The 12,197-nt window shown below is 39.2% G+C and carries 9 protein-coding genes; 3 read left to right on the top strand and 6 right to left on the bottom strand.

Annotated features, from left to right (window positions below; translation table 11 throughout):
- Positions 1 to 7: 7 nt before the first annotated feature.
- The 6 genes from VZD24_RS14675 to VZD24_RS14650 all read right to left on the bottom strand — a co-directional run bounded on the left by VZD24_RS14675 (position 8) and on the right by VZD24_RS14650 (position 5,045).
- Positions 8 to 388 carry a hypothetical protein gene (locus VZD24_RS14675; protein WP_279449456.1) on the bottom strand — a complete coding sequence of 127 codons (381 nt, stop codon included), beginning with the start codon at positions 386 to 388 and terminating at the stop codon, positions 8 to 10.
- Between the two features lie 24 nt (positions 389 to 412).
- On the bottom strand, positions 413 to 829 hold the full coding sequence (locus VZD24_RS14670; RefSeq protein ID WP_279449455.1) for a GreA/GreB family elongation factor: 417 nt from the start codon (positions 827 to 829) through the stop codon (positions 413 to 415).
- A 91-nt stretch (positions 830 to 920) separates the two neighbouring features.
- Positions 921 to 2,216, bottom strand: a complete 1,296-nt coding sequence (locus VZD24_RS14665) for a Glu/Leu/Phe/Val family dehydrogenase (RefSeq protein WP_279449454.1) — start codon at positions 2,214 to 2,216, stop codon at positions 921 to 923.
- A gap of 13 nt (positions 2,217 to 2,229) precedes the next feature.
- Entirely contained in the window at positions 2,230 to 2,403 is a 174-nt protein-coding gene (locus VZD24_RS14660; RefSeq protein WP_279449453.1) for a hypothetical protein, read from the bottom strand.
- A 231-nt stretch (positions 2,404 to 2,634) separates the two neighbouring features.
- A complete protein-coding gene (locus VZD24_RS14655; protein WP_279449452.1) occupies positions 2,635 to 3,951 on the bottom strand; it encodes a sigma-54-dependent transcriptional regulator in 1,317 nt (438 codons plus the stop codon).
- A 5-nt stretch (positions 3,952 to 3,956) separates the two neighbouring features.
- Positions 3,957 to 5,045, bottom strand: coding sequence for a sensor histidine kinase (locus tag VZD24_RS14650; protein ID WP_342688031.1), 1,089 nt, complete (start codon positions 5,043 to 5,045; stop codon positions 3,957 to 3,959).
- Between the two features lie 261 nt (positions 5,046 to 5,306).
- On the opposite strand from VZD24_RS14650, the gene VZD24_RS14645 reads away from it, so the two are divergent.
- The 3 genes from VZD24_RS14645 to VZD24_RS14635 all read left to right on the top strand — a co-directional run.
- Entirely contained in the window at positions 5,307 to 5,858 is a 552-nt protein-coding gene (locus tag VZD24_RS14645) for a hypothetical protein (protein WP_342688029.1), read from the top strand.
- 18 nt (positions 5,859 to 5,876) lie between these two features.
- Positions 5,877 to 6,389 carry a phage tail protein gene (locus VZD24_RS14640; RefSeq protein WP_279449449.1) on the top strand — a complete coding sequence of 171 codons (513 nt, stop codon included), beginning with the start codon at positions 5,877 to 5,879 and terminating at the stop codon, positions 6,387 to 6,389.
- Between the two features lie 47 nt (positions 6,390 to 6,436).
- Positions 6,437 to 12,197: beta strand repeat-containing protein (locus tag VZD24_RS14635; RefSeq protein ID WP_342688028.1), on the top strand; the 5,761-nt coding region annotated here is incomplete at its 3' end.

The raw sequence follows: 12,197 nt of genomic DNA, 5'->3' as shown, positions 1-12,197 counted from the left end.
AAAATTATTATTTACTCAGAACGTTGAAATATTCCTCTTTAACGTCTCTATATCGCTTAAGGTGGGCAGAATATGTTTTTCTAAATTTTTCGTGTTCGGCAACATAAAACATGTCGCAATCTACATCTTCGCATTCTGCAGCTTTTGGCAATCCTTCTTTATAATTTAAAAAGGCGTCTATAGCAGCCGTATTCACTTCTTTTTCTAGCTTTAATTTATCGAGTACTGTTTGCGATTTAAATGCACCCGAAAGTTCTTTTGTACCTAGATTTAACAGGTTGCTTATCTCTTTCTCGATATATCTGAGATGCTCAATCCAGTTGTCCAATTCAATAAAATTGTTTTTAAAGGCTATGGCTTCTGGTGAATCGTGATCGTAAATTTGCATAATGTTAAATTAAATTTAAAAATGTTATGATAGCACGTCTATATCAATAGGTCGTTCGGCTTGCTTAACACTTGTTATTTTAAGCTCTTTTGTGCCATTTGGGAAATTCCAAATTACTGAATCGCCTTGGGCATATCCCATAACGGCAGACCCCATGGGAGCCAAAATAGAAATTTTATTGGCTGCAATATCGCGTTCAGTGGGTATAACCAATTGAAATTCTGTTTGCCAGGTTCCGGATTGCACGGTAACTCTACTATTAAAGCGAATTACATCTTCTGGCATTTCATCATGATCATAGATAATTGCACTTGTAAGCTCTCCGCTTAATTTTTTAAGAGAAACCTTGGTGTTTTCGTCTTTATAATAGCTCGTAACGTTTAGTAAACGCTTTAAGAAGACGAACTCCTTCTTCTCTAATATTAAATTTCCATATTTCATGGTTATAGGATCATTATTAAAAAGATGGAGCGTCCTTGCCGCAGTGGGCAATTTTATTTAGAAGCTCCATCTTTATGGGTTTTTTAATTAATTATGGGAAAATACCTCTAAGTATGTATGCTTTTTCAATACGTTCTATGGCAATACTAAATGCAGCCGTACGCATATCTACGTCGTTTTCTTCGGAGTAGGCGGTAACCTTTTTAAAGGTGGTGCGCAATTTTTTCTCCAATTTTTCTAAAATTTCATCCATCTGCCATAACTCACCATTACGGTTTTGGAGCCATTCAAAATAACTTCCTATTACACCGCCAGAGTTACACATAATGTCTGGAATGATGGTAATACCGCGCTCAATCAGTATTTTTTCGCCTTCAACATCTGTTGGGCCATTTGCACCTTCGGCCACTAAAGTAGCTTTTAATGAACGCGCGTTGTGTTTTGTAATTTGGTTGCCCAATGCTGCAGGAATACAGATGTCGCAATCTAGACCAAAGAAATTTTTACTGTCTAATTCTGAGGCTTCAGGGAAACCTACGATACTGCCTTTGTTTGCTTTTCCGTAGTTAAAAAGATCTTCAACTTTTATACCTTCCTTATTTTGAAGGCTTCCGAAAGCATCCTGTACTCCAACGAGTTTTGCGCCTTCATTTTCTAAGAAATGTGCAGCCCAATAACCTACGTTACCAAAACCTTGTACGATAAAAGTTTTTCCTTTTAGACTTTCGTTATTTTTTTCGGCCCAAAATTTAATGGTCAAAAATACACCGTATCCGGTAGCACGGTCACGACCTTCCAAACCGCCACTTCCTACAGGTTTTCCTGTAACAACATGCTGGTTTTTAGAACGTTCGCTTGTGCTTTTGGTGCTCATATAGGTATCTGCGATCCAAGCCATGGTTTGGTCGTTGGTATTTACATCGGGAGCGGGAATATCGTGCTCAGGGCCAATATTTTCACCTAAAGCATATGTAAATCTACGCGTAATACGTTCCAATTCGCCTTTTGAATATTTAGAAGGATCTATTTGGATTCCTCCTTTGGCGCCTCCATAAGGCAAACCTGCCAAGGATGTTTTCCAGGTCATCCACATTGCCAAGGCACGGGCAGCGTCAATATCTACCGTAGGGTGATAGCGAAGCCCGCCTTTATAGGGTCCGAGGGCATTGTTATGCTGCACACGATACCCTGTAAAAACCTCTACATCGCCATTGTCCATTCGAACTGGAAAGTGAATAATTATTTCAGTGTTTGTAATGCTAAGAATTTTACGAACGTTTGGGTTCAATTCTATTTTGTCAGCGGCATGGTTGAATTGCTCCAGCACATTGTCTAACATTCCTTTTTTTACAGGTTGCGGTTTTTCCACGGTTTGTGTTTTTATCATTTTAATAATAATTTTAAATAGTTGCCAATTCGGGTTCTGTTTGTTTTATTTTTAAAAGCGGCTTTGGCACTTGCTGCTGCAATTCTTCAAAATCGCTACACGAAAATACGGCATTTTTATTATGTGTTAAAACACAATAAGAAACGTGTGCACATTCACGGCAAGGATTTGTAGAATTAGAAATCATATTTCTTTTATTATTTGTGACTTTCCTATTGGCAAGGGGTGTGCCAATAAATTAAAATTCTGGACAAAACATAATGAACTAGCTTAAAATCAGTTAGTTATGTGTATTTGAAACAGGAAGGCTATTTGTAGAGATAGGGGAATATTTCCCCTATTGGGGAGATTCTACCCACATTTATTGATTTGAAAGTTTAAATTATAGCTGAAAAGTATTCTAAAAAACGCGAATGCGTTATTCTTTAATTTTTCCACGGAGGGTCTTTCGGTCTATGTTGAGGATTTCGGCAGCTTTGGTTTGGTTGTTTTCTGTTGCTGCAAGTACCTTTTCTATATATTTTTTCTCCATTTCTTTTAAAGGCAGTAAACCGTCTTCGGGAAAATCTATTTGATATTTTAGTGTTTCGGGCAGATCGTTTACACCTATGGTACGGTCGCACATAATTACGGCCCGTTGTATTACATTCTCTAATTCGCGAATGTTGCCGGGCCAATCGTAACGTTGCAGCAGGGCTTTGGCATCAGAATCTATAGCAATGTAGCGGTCTTTATACTCGTTGCCGTATTTAAATAGAAATTTATCTGCCAACAACGGAATATCTTCTTTCCTTTCTCGAAGCGGGGGAACATTTATTTCTACAACGGTTAACCGATAAAATAGATCTTCGCGAAACGTTTCCTTGGCAATCATTTCTTTTAAATTGCTGTTTGTTGCTGCAATTACGCGTACATCAATTTTTTCCGTTTTTCGTTCTCCTACCTTCATCACTTCCTTTTCTTGTAAAACTCGCAAAAGCCTGGATTGTACAGAAAGTGGCGCATTTCCTATTTCATCTAAAAAAATAGTTCCTCCATCTGCGGCCTGAAAAAAACCTTCGCGGTTATCGTTAGCGCCCGTAAAGGCGCCTTTTACATACCCGAATAATTCTGACTCTAAAAGATTTTCTGGAATTCCGCCGCAATTAACCGCAATAAACGGTTCGCGTGAAAACTTGCCATTATAATGTATGGATCTGGCTACGAGTTCTTTTCCGGTGCCGCTTTCACCACTGATAAAAATGGTGGCTTTGTTGTTTTTAACCCGATCAATTATTTGTGTTACATTTTTAATAGCCTCACTTTCGCCAATAATTTCGTTGTAATTTTTAGAATCTAATTTTTCGGTCGAAATTTTTTTCTGCGATCTTGTAGAAAGCGATTTTAAAACACTGTTCTTTAATTCTTCTTTTGTAAATGGTTTTACTAAATAATCTACTGCCCCGGATTTAATGGCGGACAGCGCGTCTTGTACCGAAGGATAGCCCGTCACCACTAATTTGGGCATGTTTGGATAATGTTCTGAAGCAAATTGAATAAGTTGAAAACCGTCCACCTCGGGCATTTTTAGGTCGGTTATCAGCAGGTCTATCTCGGTATCGCGCAGGATGGCAACGGCTTCTTTAACCGAAACTGCTTTATATGTGTGATAATCTAGCGACTGTAAATGCCGCTGAATTAACTCTAAAATATTGATGTCGTCATCTACTATTAATATGTTTTCCTTTTGAAGCATGGGTGTTATTGTTTTGAAAAAGTAATAATAAAAATGGCTCCTGTAGGCTTATTTGGCAAATAATCTATAGTTCCGCGATGGCTTCTAATTATACCGTGTACAACACTTAGGCCTAATCCGGAACCATCTCCCACGGTTTTGGTAGTAAAAAAAGGTTGAAATATTTTCTGCACATTTTCGGTTAAAATGCCGGGACCTTCGTCCGAAATTTTAAGGATTACCTTGTCTTTTACTTCTTCTAGCTCTATTTTGATTAAACCATTTTCTGGTGAAAAATAAATGGCATTTAACACTAAATTGAAGATTACTTGCGTCAATTGAATGGTATCGGCTTTTAATAATACTTCGGCTTTTGGCAGGGTAACCTTATAATGAACGTTGTTTTTTTTAAAGGTAGGGTCCAGTAAATTTAGGGCATCGTTAATTACGGGAACTATGTTTGTTAGTCCTAGATTTTGCGGCATTTCGCAAGCGAAGAACATGAGTTTTTTTACTACTTCGCGCGAAAATATGGCACTATTAATAATTTTATCTAAGTCTTGGCTGGTTTGGGTAGTTTCGGGTTCTTTGCTTTTTAAAAGTTCGGCAAAGCCGAGAATATTTGCCAGGGGCGTGTTTAGCTCGTGTGCTATTCCGGCGGTAATTTCGCCCAAAATGCTTAAACGGTCGGCGTGCTCCATTTTTCGTTTTAAAACCGCTTCATTTTCTCGTATGGAAACACGTTCTAAGAGATCGCCAACGTGAATTGCGACCGTTTGCAACAATTTTTTTTCTTCGGTTAAAAAATCTTTTTTTGCAAACCTATCGGCCGGATAATGAATTTTTATAAAACCTTTTGGCTCGTTAAATACATTGATGTTATTTTCAATCAGCACTGTTTTTTTCGAAATTGTAGAAGAAATTAGATGATAGGGTTCTGAAATAATTTCAACGGTGGCATACTTATTATACTGCAATGCCTTTCGTAGGCTTAAGGCGATGGAATAGAGTGTTTTATCGAGCTCTCTAAAGTCGTTATTCACAATTATGGAAGAAACTTCGTAGAGGCAGGTAAGCTCTTTAATTCGTTCTTTAAGATTTTTTTCGGGTGTCATATTTTCAATCAAACTACTTTTCAAAGGTATCAAATTAAACATCTACTTGGAACTTGCAATTTCTGTAGATATTTAAGGAATTATATAGAATTTTTGTCGGTATTTCACAAAAGAAAGTTAAAAAATACGTGCTGCTACGTATGATATATTAAAACAATTTAAATAACTTGCAGAATAAAGATGATTAAGATTCATTTTACGGAAAATTTTAACATATATATTTAGTTAATTTTACTTCCTGACTAACCAAACAATAAAATAATGAAAAAAACTACTTCGCGAAGGCACTTTATGCGAAATTCTGCTATTGCCCTAACTGGTTTGGCAGTTTTAACTCCTACTGTAGCAAGTGCATTCACACCTTCTGAAAGTCCTTTTGATGGATACAATCCATATTCCGAGGCGAAAAAAGATTTACGAACTAGTATATTTAATTCAAACACTATTGCGGTTAATGGAACCATTTATAAAAAAGATGGTGTTACTCCTTTAAGTAATGCTTTGGTTGAGGTTTGGCATTTATCGCCGAATTCGTCAAAATATAGGCATCGTGCAAAGCTTAAAACAGACCAAGAGGGACGCTATGAGTTTATTACGGATTTTCCAAATAAGGAAAAAGGAAAGAGCTCGCGTATTTATTTTAAAGTTTCTAATTCAGAAAGTTTGGTGTTTGCCGAACTTTTGCTCAATGCCAATAATGCACATATTACTGGTGAACATTGGGAAAACAATAATCAGTTAGGAGATAAATTATTCCCAAAGCATTCGAGTTCATTATTTAAAACTACTATTCAATTTAATTTATCAATATAATCTAATTAACACATTATTATGGAACCATTTTTAGGACAAATACAAGCATTTGGATTTAATTTCGCACCACGTGGTTGGGCACATTGTAATGGACAATTGTTGGCCATTTCACAAAATACAGCGCTTTTCTCCCTTCTGGGAACAATTTACGGTGGAGATGGCCGAACTACATTTGCGCTTCCAGACTTGCGAGGAAGAGCTGGGTTACACTTCGGACAGGGCCCAGGGTTGTCTGATATTCGTATTGGCGAAAGAGGGGGAGTAGAAAATCACACGCTCACTACTGCCCAAATGCCTTCTCATAATCACACTGTTGCACCTGGCGGTAAGGAAGAGGGAAATTCTGACAATCCTGACGGAAGGTATGTTGCAGGAGATGGAACTAGTTCCTTTGGAGACACTTCCGATATTTCTTTAGGAGCTTCACCGAGTACTTTTACTGGTGGGGGTCAATCTTTTGGCGTTAGGGACCCGTTTTTGGGTATAAACTTTTGCATTGCCTTGCAAGGTATCTATCCTTCAAGAAGCTAAGAACATTATATAATTTATCTCCCCAAATCATTTATAAACTTAAAATCATGAAAAAAATTACCTTATTATTAATCCTGCTAATTACAACCGTAACAGGTATTGGCCAAACAACTTTAACCGTAGGTGATATTGCATTCATTGGAAGTAATGTAGATGGTGCAACCGCTGCAGACGATACCATAGCTTTTGTACTTTTAAAAGATATAGACGCTGTAACCACCATTATTTTCACCGATAGAGGTTGGAATGATGGCATCGGTTTTTCGAACTATAACGGTGATGGTGAGTTTACTTGGACCTCTGGGACTGCAATGACCGCAGGAACAGTAGTAACCCTAGATATGGGGCCAATAGCGCCAGCCTCCTACAGTTTTATTGGCGACCAACTTTTTGCTATTCAAGGCTCTATTGCCTCCCCTCAGTTTATTGCTGGTTTGCAGTTTAATGATACTGCCGGCGATGACGCCAACTGGGATGGGAGTTCAACTTCTAACTCAACATCGGCGTTACCAGATGCATTAACAACTGGAACTACTGCTGTAAGATTAGTGCCCGAACAGGACAACTGGCAATTTAGCTGCGTAATAGCAGGAGGTAGTCCTATTACAGGTACGCCTAATGATATACGTTTAATAGTTCACAACAGAGCAAATTGGGTAAGTAATAATACAACTGTATATAATCCAGCGGTTGAAGCTGGCTGTACATTTACAGTGACTGCTGGAGGAGATACTACTCCACCAATTATTTCTTGCCCGATAGATCCGGCACCAATTACCGCTGGAAGCGACGGGTTGGCAGCCATACCAGATTTGGTTTCAATAACAACAGCAACGGACGATGTTTCAGATCCTGCAAATATTGCAATCACGCAATCACCCACTGCGGGTACTATGTACACTGCGGGGGTATATCCTGTTATTTTAACTGCTACAGATGAAGCTGGTAATAGTGCCACTTGTACTGTAACTGTTACAATAAATGAACCACCTACTACAATATTAGCCGCGGGAGATATAGCCTTTGTAGGTTTTAATCTCGATGGCGGTGACGGTTTCGCTTTTATACTTCTTAAAGATATTATTGCCGGGACACATATTCGCTTTACAGATTGTGGTGTAACTAATCCAAATACAATTTCGTGTAATGGTAGTGGCGACGGAAGTGCAACTTGGTATTCATCACTAGCCAGAAGCGCTGGTGATATTGTCAGTTTGGATGGTAGCTTTATGGCTTCTAGTGTATTATCCTCTATTGGAGATCAATTGTTTGCATATCAAGGTACAAGCAGTTCTCCTATCTTTATAACAGGAATTCATAGTAATGTTGATTCAGCACCAACTACAGATTCAGATTGGGATGGCGCAAACACATCTAGCACTACAACTGCATTGCCAGATCAATTAACCAATGGTGTAAATGCTATTAGGCTATATGCGACAGGACCACCAGAGACGGAAGTAGATAACTGGCAATTTAACTGTAGTTTGGTTCCTGGAGGGCTTCCAGTATCTGGAACTCCGGCACAGTTGGCTGCAATTTTTAATGATATTCAATATTGGACGAGCAACGATGCAGTAGAATTTACGCCCGCTGCTATGGCAGGATGCTTATATTCAGTGCTTCCCGCATTCGATACGGATGTAACTTTAGCTGCAGGTGTGTTAATAATTGAAGATGTAACAGACAAAAATGACGATTTAACAATTAGTTATTCAGGAGGTGTTTATACCATCACTGATAATAACGGCGGAATAATAAATTGCAGTATTCCAGGAGCTACAGGAAGTGGTACAAGTACTATAACAGTTCCTGATGCTGGAGTAACCAGTGTATTGGCAAGAACATTAGGAGGCGACGATTTATTAACGGTAGATTTCACAGGTAATTTTCCGGTTCCATTAAATTATGAAGGTGGAACTCAAACTACAGGTGATGCGCTAACATTAACCGGAGGAGGTACTTTTACAGACGTTACCCACGAATTCTTAAACGAAAACGATGGAAATATTGATATTACAGGAAATGCTTCAATATCTTATACCGGTCTTGAACCGATAATAGATAATCTTTCAGCTATCAATCGTGTTTTTAGTTTTATTGGAGGAGCCGAAACTATAACTTTAAGTGATGATGCTACTCCTGGAGATAATTTTTCGTTTATTGATAGCTCTTTGGGTGAAAGTGTTACATTTTTAAATCCAACAGCAAGCCTTACAGTCAATACAGAAGTAGGCGGTGGTTCAGGTGCAGATATTATAAATATTGAAGGATTAGATAGCTTATTTGATGCAGATTTAACAGTTAACGGCGGAACAGACGACAACGTATTTTTCCAAACCAATCCAACCGATATTGGCACGAGTGATTTTGATATAAATGGGCAGACAATTACTGCAACTAACAATGTAACTACCACTGCAAATGGCGCAATAGTGTTTACAGCTTCGCAAAATATCCTTGTGGATGGTGGAGCAATAGTATCGTCTATTGACGGAAATGTTACGTTAGATGCGAATGCCGGTGGAACATTAACAGGAGTAGACACAGATGCTATTGTAATAACTGGAGCTTCAACCATTTCAACTTCAGGCTCAGGAAACATAGCCTTTACAGGAACAGGTGTAAGTACTGGGCCAACAAATTTAAATGTTGGAATTAATATTCGAGGTGGCAGCGTAGTTGAAAATACAGGCACCGGTACAATTTCAATAACCGGTACCGGTGGTGATGGTAATAATCAAAATCAAGGTATGCGCTTTGAAGGTGCTGGAACACGTGTTACTACAATCGATGGTGGTATAACCTTACATGGAACAGGTGGAAATGCAGCAACCACCAACAATGAAGGAGTAACAATAATATTTGGTGCTCTTGTAGAAGCTACAGGAACAGGTGTTATTGACGTAACAGGAAATGCAGTAGGAGGGACCAATGCCAATAAAGGAATAGTTTTTTACAATGGTAATATGCGTTCTGCCGGAGGAGGAATAACTTTGAATGGTACGGGCGCCGGAACTAATAATGGAAATCCTGGAATTAGTTTAGAGAATAATTCTGTTGTAGAAGATACCGCAAATGGAGACATTTCATTAACCGGTGTTGGAGGTTCAGGTGCTATTGCAAACATAGGCGTCGATTTTACCGGCGCAAGCATACTACGAGCCAATAATGGAAATATAAACATATTGGCCACTGGCGGAGATGGTACGGGAAATGCCAATAGAGGATTAAGAAATGTTGGTGGATCGTTAATCACGGCCACTGGGTCTGGATCAATTACAATCAACACAAACGCGGGAACTACTGGTACTTCCGATAATTTTGGGTATGAGGCAAACAATGGCTCTATTATCACAGCTGGAGGAGGAATTACCATGATTGCTCAAGGTAATGGATCTACTGATTTTAATGATGGAATGGTTATTTTAAACGGAAGTGTTATACAAGATACAGCCAATGGAGCAATTCAATTAACTGGAACTGGTGGTTCAGGTGGTATAAGTAATAATAATGGAATTAGAATCTGGGATGCAACTACGCTTATTGAAACTAATAACGGAGATATTCTTTTAAACGGAACTGGCGGTGATGGAACGGGTAATTTTAATCAAGGAGTTAGTATATACAATGGAGCTATTTTACAGAGCTTAGGCGCAGGTAATGTTACAATCTTTGGAGTTGGTGGTGCCGGAGATCAACAAAATCGAGGTATAAATTTTGAAGGTGGGTCTACGTCAATATTAACTAATGGTGGTAATATTAGCCTTACTGGAATTGGTAGCTCAGGTTCTACAGGGCCATTTAATGTTGGCACAAGTATACGAAATGGGGCAACATTGTCAACTACTGGAGCTGGAAACATTGTCTTGAATGGTACTAGCGGTGCTGGTTCAGGTGCTAATTATGGATTAGAAATTGTTTCGCCCGTAACAAGCGTAATTACTGGGAATGGAAATATCACTGTAACCGGCACATCAACCGCAACTTCGGGCTCTAATAATTTTGGAGCCTTTATAGATGCGATTATAAATGCAGCTGGTTCAGGTAATATAGAAATTAATGGTACTGGTGGGAATGGTGCATCCAATGATATGGGGATTTACACCCTAAGCAATACTGCTATTACTAGTAACGGTGGTTCTATTCAATTTAATGGAACAAGTAGTGGGGCTACTACCCCGGCTATCGATATTGCTGCTCTTACAACCCCAATTACAACTTCGGGCAATATTACGGCAACGGCAAATGTGGGAAAACTTAATACTCCTGCTGGCCTGCCAGGATATGCAATTTTTGACGCAGCAATTAGTACTATTAATGGTGTTTTTGCGCCAGGTCAATCTCCCGGACAAGCCATTATTAATGGTAATTTAGCCATTGGTTCTGGCGATTCGATTGAAATAGAAATTGATGATATTAATACCCCAGGTACAGAATTCGATCAAATTGTTGTAAATGGCGTCGTAGATATAACCGATGCAATATTAAGTTTAATTGATAATTTTGCTGGCACTATTCCGCAGGGTAATACTCTTATTATTATAGATAACGATGGAGTAGATCCCGTTGTGGGTGAATTTAATGGCTTGCTAAACGGAACAGGTATTACTTTCAACAGTCAAAGTATAATTGTGAGATATGATGGGGGCGATGGTAACGATGTGGTTTTAGTTGCCGATTCTATGCCAACTGCCGTATGTCAAGACATAACAGTGCAGTTAGACGGTACAGGGAATGTATCCATTACGGCTTCACAAGTTGATGGGGGCTCGAGCGACCCTGACGGTCCCGTAACATTATCAATTGATATTTCATCTTTTGATTGCAGCAATATTGGGCCAAATAATGTAACGCTTACGGTAACCGATAGTACCGGGAATACAGATTCTTGTATAGCAGTTGTTACCGTTGAAGACAACGAAGCTCCTGTAATCACTTGCGTTGCAAACGACTCAAGAAATACCGATCCTGGCGTATGTAGTTATACTGTTGTAGGAACAGAGTTTGACGCCACTTTTACAGATAATTGTACTGGCGGAACCATTACAAATGATTATAACGGAACGGCAACCCTAGCTGGCGAAGCATTCCCGAGTGGCACAACCACAGTTGTTTGGACAGCCAATGACGGTAACGGTCAAACTGCTACTTGTTCTACCGATATTACAGTGGTTGATAATCAATCGCCAGTAATTACTTGTGTGCCAAATCAAACTAGAGATACCGACCCAGGTGTTTGTAATTATACCGTGGTAGGTACCGAGTTTGACGCCACATTTACCGATAATTGTGGAGGTACCATAGGGAACAATTACAACGGATCCACTTCATTGGCAGGAGCTGTTTTCCCAATAGGAAGCACAACGGTTGTTTGGGCAGTGTTTGATGGCACTAATCCGGTTGTTTTCTGCCAAACTGTTATCACAATTGAAGACAATGAAGCACCAGTAATTACTTGTGTACCAAATGCCACAAGAGATACCGATGCGGGAGTATGTAGTTATACAGTAGTAGGAACTGAATTTGATGCAACTTTTACCGATAATTGTACGAGTAGCACAATTACCAACGACTATAACGGCACAGCTACTATGGCTGGCGAAGTGCTTCCAAAAGGAGTAACGACAGTGGTTTGGACAGTGAATGACGGCAACGGTCAAACCGCTACTTGTACTACCGTAATCACCGTTGAAGACAACGAAGATCCAGTAATTACGTGCGTACCAAACGCCACACGAGATACCGATCCAGGTTTATGTAACTACACAGTAGTAGGAACTGAATTTGATGCAACATTTACAGATA

This window comes from Aequorivita flava, from assembly GCF_038742595.1.
GTDB lineage: Bacteria > Bacteroidota > Bacteroidia > Flavobacteriales > Flavobacteriaceae > Aequorivita > Aequorivita marisscotiae.
The sequence above is the reverse complement of the archived record's forward strand: the minus strand, read 5'-3'. Positions and strand labels throughout refer to the sequence as shown.

Coding starts and splice junctions, on each gene's coding strand:
- VZD24_RS14675 (WP_279449456.1), bottom strand. CDS start 388: ATGCAAATTTACGATCACGATTCACCAGAAGCCATAGCCTTTAAAAAC.
- VZD24_RS14670 (WP_279449455.1), bottom strand. CDS start 829: ATGAAATATGGAAATTTAATATTAGAGAAGAAGGAGTTCGTCTTCTTA.
- VZD24_RS14665 (WP_279449454.1), bottom strand. CDS start 2,216: ATGATAAAAACACAAACCGTGGAAAAACCGCAACCTGTAAAAAAAGGA.
- VZD24_RS14660 (WP_279449453.1), bottom strand. CDS start 2,403: ATGATTTCTAATTCTACAAATCCTTGCCGTGAATGTGCACACGTTTCT.
- VZD24_RS14655 (WP_279449452.1), bottom strand. CDS start 3,951: ATGCTTCAAAAGGAAAACATATTAATAGTAGATGACGACATCAATATT.
- VZD24_RS14650 (WP_342688031.1), bottom strand. CDS start 5,045: ATGACACCCGAAAAAAATCTTAAAGAACGAATTAAAGAGCTTACCTGC.
- VZD24_RS14645 (WP_342688029.1), top strand. CDS start 5,307: ATGAAAAAAACTACTTCGCGAAGGCACTTTATGCGAAATTCTGCTATT.
- VZD24_RS14640 (WP_279449449.1), top strand. CDS start 5,877: ATGGAACCATTTTTAGGACAAATACAAGCATTTGGATTTAATTTCGCA.